The organism is Citrobacter sp. SX206 (assembly GCF_024181025.1).
GTDB classification, from domain to species: domain Bacteria; phylum Pseudomonadota; class Gammaproteobacteria; order Enterobacterales; family Enterobacteriaceae; genus Citrobacter; species Citrobacter youngae.
In genome coordinates this window covers 2,251,012-2,273,273 of sequence record NZ_CP049738.1, presented here as the reverse complement: position 1 = coordinate 2,273,273, position 22,262 = coordinate 2,251,012, and the positions used below count along the sequence as shown (strand labels likewise).

Below are 22,262 nucleotides of genomic sequence, written 5' to 3'. Positions count from 1 at the left end.
AGATCCTTTTGAGCATCAATCTAATTGTTTTGACAGGTTAACCTTCAATCTTTTTAAATGCAGGTCTCACCAACTAATTGTTGTATCACCCCTGCCCGTCTCTCTGCTGTTGGGTGCTGTAAGCTTGCACTACTGCGTAGCTTGCGTTTACACTTTCACCATCGATTAACATTCGGAAATATAAAAGGAGGATACTTATGCTGTACTGTGAACGTTTCATCGTTTCACATGCTTTTGGCGATCGCCAGTGCTCAAGCGTTATCGGTATCGTGCTGCGATAACTTCTGCTTGAGCGAAGCTAACATCTAAATCCCCTTCTCTCGGGCTTACCGGGTTATCGTCAGCGATGTTTGACGAGGCGTTTTTACGCCTGTAACTCTTGAGTAAGCAACAATGAGCACATTACTAACCGCACAATCCTTACACGTTGATACGGCATTCGGCACCCTGTTCGACGATCTCTCATTTACCCTCAAAAAAGGCGACCGCATTGGGCTTATCGGTTACAACGGCTGCGGCAAAAGCACGCTGTTAAAACTGCTCGATGGCACGATTTCGCCCACCAGCGGAGCAATCGCGCAAGCGAATCACTGCCATCTCGCGCGTGTAGAACAACATCTACCTGACGATATACTGCCGCTTACGCTGCAGGAAGCCGTTCTCGCTCAACTTCCTGAGCATGAGCGTGCGGCTCAACAATGGCGGGTTGAAGCGCTGCTTGCCAAAATGGGTTTCACGCCAGAGAATTTATCTCTGACAGCGCAAACGTTGAGCGGTGGCCAGCACACACGCTTGCTATTAGCGCGGGCGATGATGCGTAATCCTGACCTGCTGCTGCTGGATGAACCGGGTAACCATCTGGATTTGCCAACATTACTGTGGCTGGAGCAGTTCTTACAGAACTGGTCTGGCAGTTTTGTGGTGGTTTCCCACGACCCGCAGTTGCTGGACGCGGTGACTCACGGAACGTGGATCCTGCGCGATCGCACTCTCCATGCCTTTGATCTGCCCTGTAGCGCGGCACGTCAGGCGCTGGCAGAAAGAGACGTCAGCGATGCTCTGCGCCACAAGGCTGAGCAAAAAGAGATAGACCGGGTTACCGCCAGCAGCAAACGGCTGGCAACCTGGGGGCGGGTCTACGACAACGAAGATCTCTCCCGCAAGGCCAAGCAGATGGAAAAACAGGTGCAGCGCCTGAAAGAGGTGCAGACAGAAGTTACAGCAGGAAGTCAGTGGACACTAACATTGCAGGGTGATGCCCTGCGTGCAGATCGTTTGCTGGAGATGACCAATCTGTCTGTAGCCCCTGCTCCCGACGCAGATACACTGTTTTCCATTGCCGGTATCCGGTTAAAAAGCGGCGATCGCGTGGCGATTGTCGGGCGTAACGGTTGCGGGAAATCATCGCTGCTACGGCTTATCTGGCAGCAATATCAGTCGCAAATGGCATCGTGCTCACTGATGTTGCACTCTCGCGTCACACTGGGGTATTACGATCAGACGCTACACCAGCTCACAGATGACGACACGTTGTTTGATGCGCTCGAACCGTTTGCTCCGCAGCCTGATGTTCGCAAGATGGCGCTGATTAGCGCGGGCTTTCCGTGGATTCGTCATGCGCAGAGGGTCAGTACACTAAGCGGCGGTGAGCGCTCCCGGCTGCTGTTTGTTGGGCTGACGCTTGCGCGCTACAGCCTGCTGATGCTCGATGAACCAACCAACCATCTGGATATGGAAGGTAAAGAAGCGCTGGCGCAGACGCTACAAAGTTTCAGCGGCGGCGTGCTGCTGGTCAGCCATGACCGTCAGCTTATCAGCCAAAGCTGTAATAGGTTCTGGTTTATCGATAATGGTGAACTTAGCGAATGGCACGATCTGGACGCGATCAACGATCGTATTCGGGAAACGTCTGATGAGATGAGCGTTCCCAAAACGGTGGTCGAAGCGAGGGCCGAAATACGCGGTGACAGCGATGAATTGCTGGAACAACTCCTCGAGCTGGAGCAACGTCTGGCCGACGATCTCGCCCGCAAGCCGAAACATCAAAAGCCGCTGTTGCAAGCGCAATGGCGTAAAGAGATTGAGCGCCTGAACTCACAACTGGAGTAATCTCTATTGCCGGATGGCGCAAGCCTATCCGGCCTACATTAGCAAAATGCGCGTGTAGGCCTGCCATCCGGCATTTCATTTACTGTTTCGGCTGTTTTTCTTTCCAGGCATCCCATGCCTGCTTGATCTCTTGTTTCGCGGTGGCCGCATCGTTAAAGCCATTTAACTCTACTTTCTTACGCCCTTCCGGCAACTCTTTGTACACGCGGAAAAACGACTCCAGTCGTTGCACTTCGATCTTTGGCAAATCGCTCAACTCTTTGATGTCGTCATAGGTGGGGTCAATTTTGCTGGCCGGCACGGCGACAATTTTATCGTCCTTTTCCCCGCCATCAATCATCTTCAGCACGCCAATCGCGCGCAACTTGATCAGCGTTCCCGGGGCCAGCGGTGCCCGGGTATAGAAAATCACATCCAGCGGGTCACCGTCACCTGCCAGGGACTGGGTCAATGAGCCATAGTTTGCCGGATAGGCAACCGGCATCGACTGGAAACGATCGGCAATGATAAAGCCGGTTTTGGCGTCGGTTTCATATTTTATGATCCCGCCTGCCGGGATTTCAGTCACGGCATAAAACTCTTCCGGGTTATTCTCCGGCTGAGGAAATTCGAGGATGTTCTGCGCCTGAGCGGACGCACAGAGAAACACGCTGACTGCGAGTAATTTTTTCACCAGAAGCATTGTCTTTTAACTCTTCTCTTATTGGAAAGACAACACCTTACGTTTACCAGATGACAGAAACATGACGTTTTTTTGGCAAAAAAATGGCGCTACATCCGCAGCGCCATTGTTGTCAGAAAGCATCAGGTTTACTTAACCCCTTCTTCACTCTCTTTCTTTGCTTCCAGCTTTTCAACATCGCGATACCAGCGCGGATGATGCTTCTTCGCCCAGCGACGGCTCACTTTCCCTTCAACCATGCCTTTAATTGATCCTTTCACCCAAAATGCCATATACATATGGATGAGGATAGCGTGCATCAGAATAATGCCCGCCGCAGCGTGGATCAGCAGGCTGTAACGCACTACCTGCATCGGGAAATACTGCGCAAAGTATGGACGCCAGATAATAACGCCCGTGACCAGCAGCACAAAAATCATGCTCATGATCGACCAGAACATCATTTTCTGTCCGGCGTTGTATTTGCCCACATCCGCCACTTTGTGTTCATTGCCCTTCAGCACTTCCACAATGTTTTTCAGCCACGGGATGTCTTTCTTATCCGGGATGTTGTGGTGCACAAAGCGCACAAACATGAACATCAGCGCAACGAAGATCAGCAAACCAAAGAAGGGGTGCAGAATACGCCCCATCTGCGGCGTACCGAAGGTTTGCGTCAGCCATTGTAGGGTCGGGAAGAAAAACGAAATCCCCGACAGCGCCACCAGGAAGAAGCAGATCACCACCGTCCAGTGACAGGCGCGGTCGATAAACTTCGTGCGCACAATCATTTTCGACTTACTCATGATGATCCTCCTCGTCGTCGTCCACTTCCTTATTCGGGCCGATGCCAATGTAGTGGTAAATCAGCCCGGCGAAGGTAGCGATAAATCCGGCAGCAGCCAGCGGTTTCAGAGCCCCTTTCCACAGATTGATAGAGGTATCGATCCTAGGCTCTTTCGGCAGGCCGTGATACAGCTCCGGCTGGTTGGCATGATGCAGAACGTACATAACGTGCGTACCACCCACACCTTCCGGGTTGTAGAGACCGGCGTGTTCGAAACCGCGTGCTTTCAGTTTTGCCACACGCTGCTCGCCCATTTCCAGCATTTCCTGCTTAGTGCCGAAATGTATTGCCCCGGTTGGACAGGTCTTCACGCAGGCAGGTTCTTGCCCAACGCTGACGCGATCCACACACAGCGTACATTTATACACGCGGTTATCCTCTTTATTGAGGCGCGGAATATTAAATGGACACCCGGCAATACAGTACCCGCAACCAATGCAATGCTCTGACTGGAAATCAACAATCCCGTTCGCGTACTGGATGATTGCTCCGGCAGACGGGCATGCCTTCAGGCAGCCCGGATCTTCACAGTGCATACAGCCGTCTTTACGAATCAACCACTCCAGCTTGCCGTTCTGTTCGGTTTCGGTAAACCGCATCACCGTCCAGGACTTGGCGCTGAGATCGGCGGGGTTGTCATACACCCCGACGCAGTGGCCGACTTCATCGCGGATATCGTTCCACTCTGAGCATGCCACCTGACAGGCCTTACAGCCTATACAGGTGGAAACGTCGATCAGCTTCGCGACCTCGGCTTTGTAATCACGGGCCTGAGGCGGCGGCGTGATGGAGTTTGTTGCGGACCGTTTGATGATGTCCTGCGTTTCCATAGACATATGTTCGCCCCCCTTACGCCTTCTCGATGTTAACTAAAAACGCTTTGTATTCCGGCGTTTGCGAGTTTGCATCACCGACATTCGGCGTCAGGGTGTTGGCGATAAAGCCTTTACGCGCGACTCCTTCAAAGCCCCAGTGGATTGGGATCCCTACGGTTTCAACCTGCTGACCGTTGACGTTCAGGGTTTGCAGACGACGGGTGACCACCGCAACTGCGCGAATAAATCCACGCTTGCTGCTGACTTTCACGTAGTCGCCGTTGCCGATACCTTTTGCTGACGCCAGCGTTTCGCTGATTTCCACAAACTGCTCTGGTTGGGCAATCGCATTTAACAGTGCGTGTTTGGTCCAGGTGTGGAAATGCTCGGTCAGACGATAGGTGGTTCCGACGTATGGGAAGTCCTGCTTCGTCCCCATACGCAAGGCATCCGCTTCGTACAGACGCGCTGCCGGGTTGGAGATCACGTTCGGGTGCAGCGGGTTCGTACCCAGCGGCGTTTCCATCGGCTCGTAGTGTTCCGGGAACGGCCCTTCCGCCAGCTTATCGATAGCAAACAGACGCCCCAGCCCTTCCGGCTGCATGATAAACGGATTGGTGCCACTACCCGGTGCGGCGTTGTTGAAGTCAGGGATATCGTTTCCGGTCCACTTAGTACCGTTCCACTGGATCAACATCCGTTTCGGATCCCACGGTTTACCCTGCGGGTCTGCCGAAGCGCGGTTGTACAGTACTCGACGGTTCAGTGGCCATGCCCAGGCCCAGCCCAGCGTATTACCCAGACCTGATGGGTCGGCGTTATCGCGGTTAGCCATCTGGTTGCCCTGCTCGGTCCAGCTACCGGTATAAATCCAGCAGGAGGATGACGTTGTACCGTCGTCACGCAGGAGCGCAAAGCTGTTGAGCAACTGACCTTTTTTCGCCACCAGCACGCCATTCGCATCATAGAGATCTTCCAGCGCATAGCCGTTGTTCTCTTTGGCCACTTCCTCGGAATGCGGTTCGTCCGGTACCTTATAGTTCCAGCTCATTTTCAGCACAGGCTCTACAGCTTTACCGCCTTCGGTGCGATACATGTCGCGCAGACGATGGTAAATACCGGCCAGAATTTCGCCGTCATTACGCGCTTCACCTGGTGCATCCTGACCTTTCCAGTGCCACTGCAGCCAACGGCCAGAGTTAGCAATCGAGCCGTCTTCTTCTGCAAAGCAGGTGGATGGCAGACGGAAAACTTCAGTCTGAATCGACGCCGGATCGACATCGTTGGATTCGCCGTGGTTTTGCCAGAATGTGGACGTTTCTGTGACCAGCGGATCAATAACCACCAGATACTTCAGTTTGCTGAGGCTCTGTACTACTTTGTTTTTGTCCGGGAAGGACGCAACTGGGTTAAAGCCCTGACAGATGTAGCCGGTAACTTTCCCGCTATCCATCATGTTGAAATATTTGATGACGTCGTAGGACTGATCCCACTTCGGCAGCCATTCAAAGCCCCAGTCGTTTTCTTTCTGTGCCGCATCGCCGTAGAAAGATTTCATCAAACTGACGAAGAACTTCGGATAGTTGCCCCAGTAGTTCACCTGGGAGGCCAGCGTCGCTTTGGGGGTATTGGCGGCCAGATAGGTTTGCAGATCAGTCTGCTTTTCTGACGGCAGCGTCAGATAACCGGGCAGGCTGGTTGATAACAGACCCAAGTCGGTTAAGCCCTGAATGTTGGAGTGACCGCGTAATGCGTTTACGCCGCCACCGGCCATCCCCATGTTACCGAGCAGCAACTGGATCATCGCCATGGTGCGGATGTTCTGCGCCCCAACGGTATGTTGTGTCCAGCCCAGCGCGTACAGGAAGGTCGTGGTACGATCGGCAGCACTGGTGGAGGCCAGAACTTCACACACTTTCAGGAAGTCGGCTTTCGGCGTACCGCAGATGTTTTCCACCACATCCGGCGTATAACGGGAAACGTGCTGTTTGAGCAGGTTCCACACGCAACGGGGATGGCTTAAGGTTTCATCGCGTTTTGCGTAGCCATTTTCATCGAACTGGTAGTTCCAGGACGACTTATCATATTGACGTTTTTTGGCGTCGTAACCGCTGAACAAACCGTCTTCAAAAGCAAAATCATCCCGCACCAGCAGGCTGGCGTTGGTGTAGTGCTTAACGTATTCAGCATTGATTTTGTTATTTTCAATCAGATACAGCAATACGCCGGAAAGGAACGTAATGTCCGTGCCGGAGCGAATCGGCGCATAGATATCCGCCACCGACGCTGTACGGGTAAAACGGGGATCGACAACAATCAGCGTAGCATCATTGTTGTTTTTAGCTTCCATCGCCCAGCGGAATCCCACCGGATGTGCTTCAGCGGCGTTACCGCCCATCACCATTACGACGTTAGCGTTTTTGATATCAACCCAGTGGTTGGTCATCGCACCGCGACCAAATGTTGGAGCAAGACTTGCTACCGTTGGTCCGTGTCAGACGCGTGCCTGGTTGTCTACCGCCAGCATGCCGAGTGAGCGCACGAATTTTTGCGTCAGCATGCCGGTTTCATTACTCGCCGCAGATGCACACAGCATCCCGGTTGAAAGCCAGCGGTTTACCGTCACGCCCTGCTCATTCTTCTCAATAAAGTTGGCGTCACGGTCTGCTTTCATCAGTTTTGCGATGCGGGAGAAAGCTTCATCCCAACTGATGCGTTGCCATTTGTCGGAACCGGGAGCGCGATATTCCGGGTAGCGTAAACGGCTTTCGCTGTGCACGTAATCCAGTAATCCTGCTCCCTTAGGACAAAGTGCCCCACGGCTCACCGGATGATCCGGATCCCCTTCGATATGATAAATCGACTCTTTGGCGTTTTTTGCTCCATCACCAAGGCTATACATTAATAGCCCGCAACCTACGGAACAGTATGTGCAGGTGTTTCGGATCTCTTTTGCGCGTAACAGTTTGTAGTTTCGCGCCTGAGCCAGTGCCATTTTGGGTGCAAAACCCAGTGCGGCCACTGTTGTTCCCGCCATACCGCCCGCGCAGATTTTAAAGAATTGTCTGCGGCTGACGTCCATTGCTTTCCTCTTTTTTACAGGGGTTCGTACAAGACATCTTTCACCTTGCGCCAGCGCGGCAGTCTGAAAGATGACATGTACAACTTCGCGACGAAACTAACAGCTATATCCATATTTTTTTTGCGTCAAATCAATAACGAAACGGTTCCGCTACTAAATAGTGCAGTTTGTGCAACCTGTGTACCCACAAGGGGTTAGCTAAAAGCTAATTAGTTAGCCCGTGCTGACGTAAAAGTGCTATAAATTTCAGCTTCATTTTTGCCAGGACGACGGACAGACAAACAGCATGACAAAACAAAAAGCAACGTTAATCGGGCTCATCGCCATTGTGCTGTGGAGCACGATGGTGGGGTTGATTCGTGGGGTAAGCGAAGGTCTCGGGCCAGCGGGCGGCGCAGCGATGATCTTCTCGCTAAGCGGCCTGCTGCTGATATTTACCGTCGGATTTCCAAATATTAGAAAAATACCTGTTCGTTATTTAATCGCCGGTAGCGTGCTTTTTGTCAGCTATGAAATTTGCCTGGCGTTGGCATTAGGTTATGCCGCTACCCGACACCAGGCAATAGAAGTAGGAATGGTCAATTATCTCTGGCCAAGTCTGACGATTTTGTTTGCTATATTATTTAATGGTCAAAAAACAAACTGGATGATTATTCCTGGATTAATTCTCGCATTGACCGGAGTCTGCTGGGTTTTAGGTGGCGAGAACGGTCTAAATCCAGGTGAAATTATCAGCAACATTGCCAGTAGCCCGCTGAGTTATTTTCTCGCATTCTTGGGCGCTTTTATCTGGGCAACGTATTGCACTGTCACTAATAAATTTGCGAAAGGGTTTAACGGTATCACCGTTTTTGTTTTACTGACGGCGGCAAGTTTGTGGGCCTACTATTTTATGACGCCACAACCAGGAATGGTTTTCAGCACACCGGTGACCATTAAGATGTTCACGGCTGCATTAACACTAGGATTTGCCTATGCGGCCTGGAATATCGGAATTTTACACGGAAATGTCACTGTCATGGCAGTAGGGTCTTATTTCACCCCAGTGCTTTCTTCTGCCCTGGCTGCTGTATTGCTCAGCGCCCCGCTGTCGTTCTCGTTCTGGCAAGGCGCACTGATGGTCTGTGCTGGCTCACTACTGTGCTGGCTGGCAACACGTCGGATATAGAAATCAGGCCGGGTTTCTGGCATAGAGATAGAACCCGGCTACACTCTGGTCAGTTAACGGATAATAATTGTACATTTCGCTTGTGTATTATGTTTTTATTTGTTTAATTAAATGTTAAGTAACTGGTAATTAATCAACAGCCGAAAATATTATATGTTTACCTATAACCCTCCGGTTGTATATATTTTACATAGGTTACTAACGATTAGTAAACCATAACCAGCACAATAGTCCCCGCCGAAAATATATCCCAACAAAAGGTCACATATTAATATTAATATAATCAGCTGTATTATGTAGATCTAGATCACACAAATTCAAATATTCCGCAATATTATGAAACTTATTATTGAACTAATACCACATCGTCATTTAAAAATAGTTCGTCATTGATGAACGGCCTCGTTTAGCAATGGTTTAGGAAACACACCAAGAAAAAATTATAAGGATTATTTAGAATGAAACTTAAATTAGTTGCAGTGGCAGTGACTACCCTGTTGGCAGCGGGTGCGGTAAACGCAGCTGAGATTTATAACAAAGACGGTAACAAACTGGATCTGTACGGTAAAGTTCACGCTCAGCATTACTTCTCTGACGATACCAGCAGCGATGGTGACAAAACTTACGCGCGTCTGGGCTTCAAAGGCGAAACTCAGATCAACGACCAACTGGTTGGTTTCGGCCAGTGGGAATATGAATTCAAAGGCAACCGTTCTGAAGATCAAGGTTCCGAAGCAGACAAAACCCGTCTGGCATTCGCTGGCCTGAAATTCGCTGAATACGGTTCTTTCGACTACGGTCGTAACTACGGCGTAGCCTACGACATCGGCGCATGGACTGACGTCCTGCCGGAATTCGGCGGTGATACCTGGACCCAGACTGACGTCTTCATGACTCAGCGTGCTACCGGCGTTGCAACTTACCGTAACACTGACTTCTTCGGTCTGGTTGAAGGTCTGAACTTTGCTGCTCAGTATCAGGGCAAAAACGACCGTAGCAGCGACGTTGAAGCGAACGGTGACGGTTTCGGTCTGTCTTCTACTTATGAATACGAAGGCTTCGGCATCGGTGCAACCTATGCGAAATCTGACCGTACTGATGACCAGATGCGTAATGGCAACAACGAATTCTACGCTTCCGGTAAAAACGCAGAAGTATGGGCTGCTGGCCTGAAATATGATGCGAACAACATCTACCTGGCAACTACCTACTCTGAAACCCGCAACATGACCACGTTCGGTAAAGTAGACGGTATTGCTAACAAAGCGCAGAACTTTGAAGTTGTTGCTCAGTACCAGTTCGACTTCGGTCTGCGTCCGTCCATCGCTTACCTGAAATCCAAAGGTAAAGATCTGGGTGTTTACGGCGACCAGGATCTGGTTGAATACGTTGATCTGGGTGCGACCTACTACTTCAACAAAAACATGTCTACCTTCGTTGATTACAAAATCAACCTGCTGGACGACAACAAATTCACTTCTGACGCACGTGTTAGCACTGACAACATCGTGGCAGTTGGTCTGAACTACCAGTTCTAATTTTGTTGTAAGTTGAATACAAAGCCAGTCCATCCAGGGCTGGCTTTTTCTCTTGATGTAGACTCGGTCATAAGGAGTATGCCGTGCAGACGTTCACTGGTCGTTGTCTTTGCGGACAGAGTCATTTTACCGTAAACGTCGAAATGCTTGATGTCTATGCCTGCCACTGCACGCTGTGCCAGAAATGGTCCGGTGGTGTCGCCATGTATCTGGAAGCCAGCGGTCATCCACTACTTTCCCCTGATTCAGCAGAACCTTCGCACTTTCCCTCATCAACGCGCGGAGAACGTTTCTTCTGTTCCGGCTGTGGATGCCCCTTGTGGTTTACGCTGACCGATAGCGACCGCTACTTTATTCCGTGGACATTGCTGGAGCTGAATGAGGTGGATCGCCGCCGTCTGATTCTGGCGGCTGAAATCTATACCGAAACACAGCCTGCGTTCTGGCGGTTGACGGGGCAATACGCTCGCCTGAGTGGAAAAGAAGTCGAAGCGATGGATTACCCCTGTCATTTAGCTCACTAGTTATTGATGGTTCACTTTTGCCAGGCTGAACCACATCCCTACCGCTAATACGATAAGCATGCTGCCAGCGCTGCTCAATGCCACGCTGTGCGACCAGGTAAATGCTTCTCTGGCAGCTGCAAGCAACGCGTCGCTAAGAGACGGCGAAAGAGAATGTGCTAATTGCACCGCTTCACCCATTGACGATGAAGCACGTTCCAGATCCTGCGCACTGAGGCCGGCAGGCGGTAGAATCGATGCGGAAAAACTACGGCTTAGCAAGAGACCAAAAATCGCGATCCCAAGACCGGCCCCCAATTCATAGGCCATGGTTTCGATAGCCCCCGCCGCAGCGGCTTTTTCAGCCGGGGCTGCCGCCATAATGGCCGCCGTTGAGGCCAGTAGCGCACTGGCGGCACTGAACCCCAGTAACGCCATTAATATCCAGGCCTGGATCTGCTGAGTGCTGAAATCCGTCATTGCCAGACCGTAGAAACTGACCGCACTCAACGCCATACCTGCCGTTGCCACGCAGCGCAATCCCAGCCGTGAAACCAACATACCGGCAATCGGGCCGCTGAAGCCACTCGCCAGCATGACGGGTAGCATAAACAGTCCCGCCTGATACGGCGTTAAACCGTGAACAAACTGTAATTCCTGGGCCATCAACAGCTCAAATCCCACCAGGGTGATCATCGCAGTCATCGCCATTACCACGCCGCTTAATATAATGCGATGGGTGAACAACCGCATATCAATCATCGGACGTGAGGCCGCGAGCTGAATACGAACAAATTTCCACAGCAGCACGGCTCCTGTTAACAGTGTCAATACGATAACCCCGGTCGCCATATGCCCTTTTAGCGCCGTTTTAGCACTGTAAACCAGCAGTAAAATCGCCACGATCAACATAATCGCATGGCCAAAATTTAACGACTGATCGCGGCGTCCAGTCTGGCGCGGCACGTAACGTGCGGTCAATGTCATCACCACCAGAACAATGGGCACATTGATTAAGAACACTGAGCCCCAGTAGAAATGCTCCAGCAACATACCACCGACTAAGGGACCAAATGCTGCACCGCCTGAACCGACGGCAGCCCAAACGCCGAGCGCCATATTACGATGACGTTGTTCGGCAAAGGTGGCGCGAATACCTGCCAGCGTCGCCGGAACGATCATCGCCGCACCAATAGCCAACACAGCCCGGGTCGCGATTAGCCAGCCGGCACTGTGAGCAAACGCGGCAGCCAGGGAAGCCAGACCAAATAGCCCGCCCCCCAGTATCAGTAAGCGCTTAAAACCGATGCGATCGCCCAACGCCCCCATCGGTAACACCATACCGGCCATTACCAGAGAATAGATATCAATGATCCACAGCAGCTCGTTACCACTGGCACCCAGCGTCATACTCAGCGTGGGCGCGGCAACGTGCAGCACCGTTGCATCAATCGCAACAGGGATGTAGACCAGCACAATAATCACTAACGTTAACCACTGACGAAACATAAAACTCCCTACAAAACTGAAACTGGACACATGTCCAGCTTTATCGATCCTACGGAAAATTGAACGTATGTCCAACTTTTTGTTAAACTGGCAAAAATGTGAATATAGGGAGGAAGCATGAGCTATATGAATCGGGATGAACGTCGGGAAGTGATCCTGCAGGCGGCAATGCGCGTGGCGCTTGAAGAAGGATTTTCCGCCATGACGGTTAGACGTATTGCCACAGAGGCTCAGGTAGCGACCGGGCAACTGCATCATCATTTTACGTCTGCCGGTGAGCTTAAATCCCTGGCCTTTGTCCGCCTGATTCGCACCCTTCTCGATGCCGAACTGGTCAGTGAAAACGCAACTTACCGTGAACGACTCCATGCCATGTTGGGAAGTGAAGATGGCGGGTTCGAACCCTATATAAAACTATGGCGTGAAGCGCAGGTTCTGGCGGATAAAGATCCGGAAATCAAAAGCGCTTACCTGCTGACCATGCGGATGTGGCACGAGGAAACCGCGAATATTATCACTCAGGGACAGAAGGCCGGTGAGTTTTCATCCACCCCAGATGCCGCCGATGTGGCCTGGCGTTTAATTGCGTTGGTATGCGGTCTGGATGGTATCTATGTATTAGGCATTGAGGAAATGGCCGATCCAGCGTTCGAGCGCCACCTGGATCGCATGATAACACTGGAGTTATTTATTTGATGTTATACATGAATTAACAATACACCTTTTCAATTTACAATTAGTAACACTTAAGCAACGTGTAATTCCCTCATCACGCCGCGTTATTGCGCTTTTTTATCTATTCTTTCAGTCAATATTCCCAAAACTTTTCAATAGTTTCTAAAAGAACTCGCGCGGCGCTGTATGCGTTTATTTCTTTTTCATGAACGGCATGTGCATGGAGAATAATATGTCAGCATCAAATGAGAAAAATAATCGTTATCTTTTAACTGACTGGAAACCGGAGAACCCCGCCTTTTGGGAAAATAAAGGTAAGCACATTGCCCGAAGAAACCTATGGATATCAGTGAGTTGTCTGTTGCTGGCGTTCTGTGTCTGGATGTTGTTCAGTGCTGTGGCCGTCAATTTGAATAAAATTGGTTTTAATTTCACCACCGACCAACTGTTTTTATTAACCGCATTGCCTTCTCTTTCAGGCGCAATATTGCGAGTCCCCTACTCCTTTATGGTACCTATATTTGGTGGACGCCGTTGGACCATTTTTAGCACCATTATTCTGGTCATTCCCTGCCTTTGGCTCGGATTTGCCGTGCAAAATACCGCTACTCCGTTTGGCGTATTTATTATTATTGCGCTGATGTGTGGTTTTGCTGGCGCTAACTTTGCCTCCAGCATGGGTAATATCAGCTTTTTCTTCCCGAAAGCGAAGCAAGGCAGTGCGCTGGGCGTGAATGGCGGGCTCGGTAACCTTGGTGTCAGCGTGATGCAGTTAATCGCGCCGTTAGTCATTTTCCTGCCCCTATTTACCTTTTTAGGTGTACAAGGCGTGCCGCAGCCTGACGGTTCTTTACTGTCACTGGCAAACGCCGCATGGATTTGGGTTCCGCTGCTGCTGCTCTCAACGCTGGCTGCGGGCGTGGGAATGAATGACATCGCCAGTTCGAAGGCCTCAATCGCCTCTCAACTACCGGTCCTCAAACGCTTTCATCTGTGGCTGCTAAGCCTGCTGTATCTCGCCACCTTCGGTTCATTTATCGGTTTCTCGGCCGGCTTTGCCATGCTGGCGAAAACACAATTCCCTGACGTGAATATTCTGCAACTGGCGTTCTTCGGCCCGTTCATCGGCGCGCTTGCGCGTTCGGCTGGCGGCGTGATCTCTGACAAGTTCGGCGGCGTGCGCGTCACGTTAATCAACTTCATCTTTATGGCGCTGTTTAGCGCCCTGCTGTTTCTTACCCTTCCCGGCTCCGGAGAAGGAAGTTTTGTTGCCTTCTATCTGGTGTTTATGGGCTTGTTCCTGACCGCAGGACTGGGCAGCGGTTCGACCTTCCAGATGATTGCGGTGATCTTTCGCAAAATCACCATTTACCGGGTGAAGCTGCACGGTGGTACTGAAGAACAGGCCCAGCGTGAGGCGGTAACTGATACCGCAGCCGCACTGGGTTTTATCTCCGCAATTGGCGCTGTCGGGGGCTTCTTTATCCCGAAAGCGTTTGGTTCATCGCTGGCGCTGACCGGGTCTCCGGTAGGCGCCATGAAAATATTCCTTGTGTTCTACATCGTCTGCGTGCTGGTGACCTGGCTGGTATACGGCCGGAAATCACAAAAAAAATAGTCATCTTTTGGCCTGTGCAGGCAACGTTATTCGAAGCAGGAGTTATGTCATGAGTAAACTGTTAGATCGCTTTCGCTACTTTAAACAAAAGGGTGAGACATTTGCCGAGGGGCACGGGCAAGTGATGCACACCAACCGGGACTGGGAAGACAGCTATCGTCAGCGCTGGCAGTTCGACAAAATTGTGCGCTCTACCCACGGCGTGAACTGTACCGGCTCATGCAGCTGGAAAATCTACGTTAAAAACGGACTGGTGACCTGGGAAACACAGCAAACTGACTACCCGCGAACCCGTCCTGACCTGCCAAATCATGAGCCACGCGGCTGCCCGCGTGGTGCCAGCTATTCCTGGTATCTCTACAGTGCTAACCGCCTGAAATACCCGCTGGTGCGTAAACGTCTCATCGAGCTGTGGCGTGACGCCCTGTCCCGCCAGCCCGATCCGGTGCTGGCCTGGGAATCGATCATGAACGACCCGCAAAAATGCCAGAGCTACAAACAGGTGCGCGGGCGCGGCGGGTTTATCCGTTCCAACTGGAAAGAGCTTAATCAACTGATTGCCGCCGCCAACGTCTGGACGGTAAAAACCTATGGCCCGGACCGCGTGGCCGGATTCTCGCCCATTCCCGCCATGTCGATGGTTTCCTACGCGGCGGGTACGCGCTATCTCTCACTTCTGGGCGGAACCTGCCTGAGCTTCTATGACTGGTACTGCGATTTACCGCCTGCGTCACCCATGACCTGGGGTGAGCAGACCGACGTTCCGGAGTCAGCCGACTGGTATAACTCCAGCTATATCATCGCCTGGGGGTCTAACGTGCCACAGACCCGTACCCCGGACGCCCACTTCTTTACGGAAGTACGCTACAAAGGCACCAAGACGATTGCCATTACGCCGGATTACTCGGAAGTCGCCAAACTGTGCGACCAGTGGCTGGCTCCGAAACAAGGGACAGACAGCGCGCTGGCAATGGCGATGGGCCACGTCATCCTGAAAGAGTTCCATCTCGACAATCCCAGCGATTATTTCCTCAATTACTGTCGCCGCTATACCGACATGCCAATGCTGGTGCTGCTGGATGCCCGCGAAGATGGCAGCTACGTACCTGGACGCATGATGCGCGCTTCAGACCTGGTTGATGGCCTGGGCGAAAGCAACAATCCGGAGTGGAAAACGGTGGCTTTCAACCGCGCAGGCGAACTGGTTGTCCCGAACGGTTCGATTGGTTTTCGCTGGGGCGAAAAAGGCAAATGGAATCTCGAATCGCTGGCGGCTGGCGCTGAAACAGAGCTTTCAGAGCTTTCCCTCTCGCTGCTTGGTCAGCATGATGACGTGACCGGCGTGGCATTCCCCTATTTCGGCGGCAACGAAAACCCACATTTTCGCAGCGTGAAGCAGGAGCCGGTGCTGATTCGACAATTGCCGGTAAAACGTCTCACCCTCGCAGATGGCAGCGTTTGTCCGGTGGTGAGCGTCTATGATCTGGTGCTGGCGAATTACGGCCTCGACCGTGGTCTGGATGATGTTCATAGCGCACAAGATTACAGCGAAGTAAAAGCCTACACCCCGGCCTGGGGTGAGCAAATTACCGGCGTGCCACGCCGTCATATCGAACAAATCGCCCGTGAGTTTGCCGATACCGCGCACAAAACGCATGGCCGTTCGATGATCATCCTCGGGGCTGGCGTTAACCACTGGTACCACATGGACATGAACTACCGTGGGATGATAAACATCCTCGTGTTCTGTGGTTGTGTGGGGCAAAGCGGCGGCGGCTGGGCACACTATGTGGGTCAGGAGAAACTGCGTCCGCAAACCGGCTGGCTGCCACTGGCCTTTGCGCTGGACTGGAACCGTCCACCGCGTCAGATGAACAGCACTTCGTTTTTCTACAACCACTCCAGTCAGTGGCGTTATGAAAAACTCACCGCGCAAGAACTCCTCTCTCCGCTGGCCGATGCGTCGAAGTTTAGCGGGCATTTAATTGATTTTAACGTGCGTGCAGAAAGGATGGGCTGGCTACCGTCTGCCCCGCAGCTAAATCTCAACCCACTGACTGTCAGGGCAAAGGCAGAACAAGCGGGAATGTCTCCGGTGGAATACACCGCGCAAGCGCTGAAATCGGGTGATATTCGTTTTGCCTGCGAGCAGCCGGATAGCGGCAAAAACCATCCACGCAACCTGTTCGTCTGGCGCTCTAACCTGCTCGGCTCCTCCGGTAAAGGGCATGAATACATGCTCAAATATCTGCTGGGTACCGAAAGCGGGATCCAGGGAGAAGCGCTCGGTTCAAGCGACGGTATTAAACCTGAAGAGGTTGAATGGCAGTCGGCGGCGATTGAGGGCAAGCTCGATCTGCTGGTGACGCTCGACTTCCGTATGTCCAGTACGTGTCTGTTCTCCGATATCGTGTTACCTACCGCCACCTGGTATGAAAAAGACGATATGAATACCTCGGATATGCATCCGTTTATTCACCCGCTGTCGGCTGCAGTCGATCCTGCCTGGGAGTCAAAAAGCGACTGGGAAATTTATAAAGGCATCGCCAAAGTGTTCTCCGAGGTATGTGTGGGGCACCTTGGGCAAGAGACGGATGTGGTGTTGCAACCACTGCAACACGACTCTCCGGCAGAGCTGGCGCAGCCGTTTGACATTCTGGACTGGCGCAAAGGCGAATGCGATCTCCTGCCGGGGAAAACGGCACCGAATATCGCCGTTGTGGAACGTGACTACCCCGCCACCTGGGAACGCTTTACTTCACTCGGTCCGCTCATGGACAAGCTTGGTAACGGTGGGAAAGGCATTGCGTGGAATACCCAGGCGGAAGTCGATTTCCTCGGCAAGCTGAACTACACCAAACGCGAAGGCCCGGCGAAAGGCCGACCGCTGATTGACACCGCACTGGATGCTTCTGAGGTGATCCTCGCCCTGGCGCCGGAAACCAACGGTCAGGTGGCGGTGAAGGCGTGGGAAGCGCTGGGGGCGATGACCGGTCGCGACCATACGCATCTGGCGTTGAACAAAGAAGACGAAAAGATTCGTTTTCGCGACATCCAGGCGCAGCCGCGCAAAATCATCTCCAGTCCGACCTGGTCCGGCCTTGAAAGCGAACATGTCTCCTATAACGCAGGCTATACCAACGTCCACGAACTGATCCCATGGCGCACTCTGTCCGGTCGCCAGCAGCTGTACCAGGATCACGCGTGGATGCGAGCGTTCGGTGAAAGCCTGGTGGCGTATCGTCCACCAATTGATACCCGCAGCGTCAGTGAAATGCGCGAGGTTCCGCCTAACGGCTTCCCGGAAAAAGCCCTCAACTTCCTGACGCCGCACCAGAAATGGGGCATCCACTCTACCTACAGTGAAAACCTGCTGATGCTGACGCTGTCGCGTGGCGGGCCCATTGTCTGGATCAGCGAGACCGATGCCAAAGAGCTGGGCATTGAGGATAACGACTGGATTGAAGCCTTCAACGCCAACGGTGCGCTCACCGCACGTGCAGTGGTGAGTCAACGCGTGCCGCCGGGAATGACCATGATGTATCACGCTCAGGAGCGAATCATGAACATCCCCGGCTCCGAAGTCACCGGGATGCGTGGCGGGATCCATAACTCGGTCACCCGCGTCTGCCCGAAACCCACGCACATGATCGGCGGCTATGCGCAACTGGCATACAGCTTCAACTATTACGGGACGGTCGGCTCTAACCGCGATGAGTTCATCATGATTAGAAAAATGAAAAACATTAACTGGCTGGATGATGAAGGTCGCGATCAGGTACAGGAGGCGAAAAAATGAAAATACGCTCACAGGTAGGCATGGTTCTGAATCTGGATAAGTGCATCGGCTGCCACACCTGCTCCGTCACCTGTAAAAACGTCTGGACCGGGCGTGAAGGGATGGAATATGCGTGGTTTAACAACGTCGAGACCAAGCCGGGCATTGGTTACCCGAAAAACTGGGAAGATCAGGAAGAGTGGCAAGGCGGCTGGGTTCGCGATGTCAACGGCAAGATCAGACCGCGTCTGGGCGGCAAGATGGGCGTGATCACCAAAATTTTCGCCAACCCGGTGATCCCGCAAATCGATGACTACTATGAGCCGTTTACCTACGATTATCAGCATCTGCATAGCGCGCCGGAGAGCAAGAACCAGCCCACCGCGCGCCCGCGCTCGCTGATTGATGGGAAACGGATGGACAAGATTATCTGGGGCCCCAACTGGGAAGAACTGCTTGGCGGTGAATTCTCAAAACGGGCCCGCGACCGTAACTTCGAGAAGATGCAAAAGGAGATGTACGGACAGTTCGAAAACACCTTCATGATGTATTTACCGCGCCTGTGCGAGCACTGTCTGAACCCTAGCTGTGTCGCCACCTGCCCGAGCGGGGCTATCTATAAACGTGAAGAAGACGGCATTGTGCTGATCGACCAGGACAAATGTCGCGGTTGGCGCTTGTGCATCAGCGGCTGTCCGTACAAAAAAATCTACTTTAACTGGAAGAGCGGTAAGTCAGAGAAGTGCATTTTCTGCTACCCGCGTATTGAGTCCGGCCAGCCGACGGTGTGTTCAGAAACCTGCGTTGGGCGTATCCGTTATCTCGGGGTATTGCTGTACGACGCCGACCGTATCGAGGAAGCAGCGAGCACCGAGCATGAAACCGATCTCTACGAGCGTCAGTGCGATGTGTTCCTTAACCCGCACGATCCGGCGGTGATTGAAGAAGCGCTTAAACAGGGTATTCCGCACAACGTCATCGAAGCTGCCCAGCGTTCATCGGTTTACAAAATGGCGATGGACTGGAAGCTGGCGCTACCACTGCATCCGGAATACCGCACCCTGCCGATGGTCTGGTACGTGCCGCCGTTGTCACCGATTCAGTCGGTCGCTGACGCGGGTGGTCTGCCGCACAATGGCAACATTCTGCCCGCGGTTGAGTCACTGCGCATTCCGGTTCAGTACCTCGCCAATATGCTTAGCGCGGGCGATACCGGCCCGGTACTGCGCGCCCTGAAACGGATGATGGCGATGCGCCACTATATGCGTTCGCAAACCGTAGAAGGTGTTACGGATACTCGCGCGATTGAGGAAGTGGGTCTGAGCGTTGAACAGGTTGAGGAGATGTACCGCTATCTGGCCATCGCCAACTATGAAGACCGCTTTGTGATCCCAACCAGCCATCGTGAAATGGCGCGTGATGCCTTCCCGGAGAAAAACGGCTGCGGCTTTACCTTCGGCGACGGCTGTCACGGCTCGGACACTAAGTTCAATCTGTTTAACAGTAGCCGCATTGACGCTATCGATATCACCGAAGTACGCGATAAAGCGGAGGGTCAATAATGCAAATCCTCAAGGTTATCGGTCTGCTGATGGAATACCCCGACGAGCTGCTATGGGAGTGTAAAGACGACGCGCTGGCGCTTGTGGCCAGCGATGCTCCAATGCTGAGCGATTTTAGCCAGGAACTGCTCAATGCGCCGTTACTGGATAAACAAGCTGAATGGTGCGAAATCTTTGACCGGGGCCGGGCCACCTCTCTGCTGTTGTTTGAACACGTGCACGCCGAGTCCCGCGACCGTGGTCAGGCGATGGTCGATCTGTTGGCGCAGTATGAAAAGGTCGGGCTGCAGCTAAACTGTCGCGAACTGCCGGATCACCTGCCTTTATATCTTGAGTACTTAAGCGTGTTACCGGAAGCGGAGGCCAAAGAAGGACTGCAGAACGTCGCACCGATTCTGGCGTTGCTTGGCGGGCGCTTAAAACAGCGCGATACGCCGTGGTATCAACTGTTTGATGCCCTGTTGCAGCTTGCCGGAAGTCCTCTTTCGAGTGACAGTGTCACTAAACAGGTTGGCACGGAAACCCGCGACGATACCCGTCAGGCGCTGGATGCGGTCTGGGAGGAGGAACAGGTGAAGTTTATCGAGGATAACGCCACCACCTGTGACAGTTCACCGTTACAAAACTATCAACGACGCTTTAGCCAGGACGTGGCACCTCAGTATGTCGACGTCAGCGCGGGAGGCCCGAAATGATACAGTACCTGAACGTCTTTTTTTACGATATCTATCCGTACCTGTGCGGTACGGTGTTTATCCTCGGCAGTTGGCTACGCTACGACTACGGGCAATACACATGGCGCGCCTCTTCCAGCCAGATGCTGGACAAACGCGGTATGGTGTTGTGGTCAAACCTGTTCCACATCGGCATTCTGGGGATATTTTTCGGTCACCTGTTTGGCATGTTAACGCCGCACTGGATGTATGCCTGGTTCCTGCCGATTGCGGTAAAGCAGCAGATGGCGATGATTGCCGGCGGGCTTTGTGGCGTGCTCACACTGGTGGGTGGCGCTGGCCTGCTGGTGCGCAGGCTGACTAACCCGCGCATTCGCGCAACCTCCTCAACCGCAGATATTCTGATCCTCTGCGTTCTGCTGATTCAATGCATCCTCGGTTTAACCACTATCCCGTTCTCTGCACAGCATCCTGACGGCAGTGAAATGCTAAAACTGGTCGGTTGGGCGCAGTCGGTGGTGACCTTCCAGGGCGGTGCATCTGCGCATCTGGATGGCGTGGCGTGGATTTTCCGTGTGCATCTGGTGCTGGGGATGACCATTTTCCTGCTGTTCCCGTTCACCCGCCTGGTTCACGTGTGGAGTGCGCCGTTTGAGTACTTTACCCGCCGTTATCAGATAGTGCGTTCGCGCCGCTAATTTCCTCTGCTGCCCGGTAGCGCATGCGCTTACCGGGCAGCATCGCTATCCCGCTTTTTGTACGTTATGATGCTTCTCCATTCCAGGAGAACGCTAATGAAACCACAGGTTTATCACGTCGATGCCTTTACCTCAGTACCCTTTCGCGGCAATTCAGCGGGTGTGGTGTTGCATGCTGACGGATTGAGTGACGCCCAGATGCAGCTCATTGCTCGCGAGCTGCGCCATTCGGAAACGGCTTTTCTACTGACCAGTGACGACAGCGATGTTCGCATTCGTTATTTCACGCCGACGGTTGAAGTTCCTATCTGTGGGCATGCTACCGTCGCCGCACATTATGTGCGCGCCAAGGTGCTGGGTCTGGGCAACAGCACCGTCTGGCAAACCTCGCTCGCCGGTCGTCATCGGGTCGATATTGAATTGAGCGACAATGACTATCGCATCAGTCTTGAACAAGGCGTACCTGGATTCGAAGCTCCGCTGGAAGGTGCTGTACGTGCCGCGATAATCGATGCGCTGCGCCTGAGCGAAGACGATATGTTGCCCGGATTACCCATTCAGGTAGCCACCACCGGACACTCTAAAGTGATGATTGCGCTGAAGCCTGAGGTGGACATCGACGCCCTTTCTCCTGATTTGCCTGCCCTGACCGCTATCAGCCAGCAAATTGGCTGTAACGGGTTCTTCCCTTTTCAAATTCGCAAGGACGAAAACGCCACCGATGGCCGCATGTTCTCGCCTGCTATTGGTATTATGGAAGATCCGGTCACCGGCAACGCGAATGGTCCGATGGGCGCGTGGCTGGTACACCATAACCTGATGGCTCATGATGGCAAAACGTTGCATGTTCAGGGCCACCAGGGTCGCGCGCTCGGGCGTGACGGTATTGTTGATGTGACGGTGACTATCCGTGATAACCAGCCAGAGAAAGTAACGATTTCCGGCTCTGCTGTGATCCTGTTTCACGCCGAATGGGCGATCGATTTTTAAATCTTCAGGTAGGCCGGATAAGGCGATTACGCCGC

General features: G+C 52.7%; 16 protein-coding genes. 11 read left to right on the top strand and 5 right to left on the bottom strand.

Features of this window, described 5'->3' with window-relative positions:
• Nucleotides 1-393 precede the first annotated feature (393 nt).
• A complete protein-coding gene (locus G8S19_RS11100; protein ID WP_124022080.1) occupies nt 394-2,109 on the top strand; it encodes an ABC-F family ATP-binding cassette domain-containing protein in 1,716 nt (571 codons plus the stop codon).
• Nucleotides 2,110-2,188: 79 nt separating this feature from the next.
• Here G8S19_RS11100 and G8S19_RS11095 read toward each other — a convergent pair whose 3' ends face one another.
• The 4 genes from G8S19_RS11095 to fdnG all read right to left on the bottom strand — a co-directional run bounded on the left by G8S19_RS11095 (nt 2,189) and on the right by fdnG (nt 7,514).
• The gene (locus G8S19_RS11095; RefSeq protein WP_101742186.1) at nt 2,189-2,791 is read right to left on the bottom strand and encodes an inorganic diphosphatase; all 603 of its coding nucleotides are present in this window, start codon (nt 2,789-2,791) and stop codon (nt 2,189-2,191) included.
• 128 nt (nt 2,792-2,919) lie between these two features.
• Nucleotides 2,920-3,576 (bottom strand): formate dehydrogenase-N subunit gamma, encoded by a 657-nt coding sequence (fdnI, locus tag G8S19_RS11090; protein ID WP_048211647.1) that lies wholly within the window; start codon nt 3,574-3,576, stop codon nt 2,920-2,922.
• On the bottom strand, nt 3,569-4,453 hold the full coding sequence (gene fdnH / locus G8S19_RS11085) for a formate dehydrogenase N subunit beta (protein ID WP_101742184.1): 885 nt from the start codon (nt 4,451-4,453) through the stop codon (nt 3,569-3,571). Before fdnH ends, fdnI begins: the two co-directional genes overlap by 8 nt.
• 13 nt (nt 4,454-4,466) lie before the next feature.
• Complete coding sequence (gene fdnG / locus G8S19_RS11080; protein WP_086523676.1) at nt 4,467-7,514, bottom strand: formate dehydrogenase-N subunit alpha; 3,048 nt, start codon at nt 7,512-7,514, stop codon at nt 4,467-4,469.
• A 286-nt stretch (nt 7,515-7,800) separates the two neighbouring features.
• On the opposite strand from fdnG, the gene yddG reads away from it, so the two are divergent.
• From yddG to G8S19_RS11065, 3 genes are all read left to right on the top strand, one after another.
• Complete coding sequence (gene yddG, locus G8S19_RS11075) at nt 7,801-8,682, top strand: aromatic amino acid efflux DMT transporter YddG (protein ID WP_253686584.1); 882 nt, start codon at nt 7,801-7,803, stop codon at nt 8,680-8,682.
• A 458-nt stretch (nt 8,683-9,140) separates the two neighbouring features.
• Nucleotides 9,141-10,220 carry a porin OmpD gene (gene ompD, locus G8S19_RS11070; RefSeq protein ID WP_048211642.1) on the top strand — a complete coding sequence of 360 codons (1,080 nt, stop codon included), beginning with the start codon at nt 9,141-9,143 and terminating at the stop codon, nt 10,218-10,220.
• A gap of 143 nt (nt 10,221-10,363) precedes the next feature.
• Complete coding sequence (locus G8S19_RS11065) at nt 10,364-10,744, top strand: GFA family protein (RefSeq protein WP_086523677.1); 381 nt, start codon at nt 10,364-10,366, stop codon at nt 10,742-10,744.
• Here G8S19_RS11065 and G8S19_RS11060 read toward each other — a convergent pair whose 3' ends face one another.
• Entirely contained in the window at nt 10,745-12,232 is a 1,488-nt protein-coding gene (locus G8S19_RS11060) for an MFS transporter (RefSeq protein WP_061067910.1), read from the bottom strand.
• A 117-nt stretch (nt 12,233-12,349) separates the two neighbouring features.
• Between G8S19_RS11060 and G8S19_RS11055 the strand changes: the two genes are divergently transcribed.
• The 7 genes from G8S19_RS11055 (at nt 12,350) to G8S19_RS11025 (ending at nt 22,227) form a co-directional block, all read left to right on the top strand.
• Complete coding sequence (locus tag G8S19_RS11055) at nt 12,350-12,928, top strand: TetR family transcriptional regulator (RefSeq protein ID WP_253686582.1); 579 nt, start codon at nt 12,350-12,352, stop codon at nt 12,926-12,928.
• Nucleotides 12,929-13,139: 211 nt separating this feature from the next.
• On the top strand, nt 13,140-14,525 hold the full coding sequence (locus G8S19_RS11050; RefSeq protein ID WP_115643395.1) for a NarK family nitrate/nitrite MFS transporter: 1,386 nt from the start codon (nt 13,140-13,142) through the stop codon (nt 14,523-14,525).
• A 49-nt stretch (nt 14,526-14,574) separates the two neighbouring features.
• On the top strand, nt 14,575-18,324 hold the full coding sequence (locus G8S19_RS11045; protein ID WP_253686580.1) for a nitrate reductase subunit alpha: 3,750 nt from the start codon (nt 14,575-14,577) through the stop codon (nt 18,322-18,324).
• Nucleotides 18,321-19,865: a nitrate reductase subunit beta gene (gene narH / locus G8S19_RS11040; protein WP_253686578.1), complete on the top strand. Its 1,545-nt coding sequence runs from the start codon at nt 18,321-18,323 to the stop codon at nt 19,863-19,865. Before G8S19_RS11045 ends, narH begins: the two co-directional genes overlap by 4 nt.
• Complete coding sequence (narW, locus tag G8S19_RS11035; RefSeq protein WP_101742180.1) at nt 19,865-20,560, top strand: nitrate reductase molybdenum cofactor assembly chaperone; 696 nt, start codon at nt 19,865-19,867, stop codon at nt 20,558-20,560. The genes narH and narW overlap by 1 nt, the downstream gene beginning before the upstream one ends.
• Nucleotides 20,557-21,237, top strand: a complete 681-nt coding sequence (narI, locus tag G8S19_RS11030) for a respiratory nitrate reductase subunit gamma (RefSeq protein WP_003020109.1) — start codon at nt 20,557-20,559, stop codon at nt 21,235-21,237. Before narW ends, narI begins: the two co-directional genes overlap by 4 nt.
• Before the next feature lie 96 nt (nt 21,238-21,333).
• Nucleotides 21,334-22,227: a PhzF family isomerase gene (locus tag G8S19_RS11025; protein WP_253686576.1), complete on the top strand. Its 894-nt coding sequence runs from the start codon at nt 21,334-21,336 to the stop codon at nt 22,225-22,227.
• Nucleotides 22,228-22,262 lie beyond the last annotated feature (35 nt).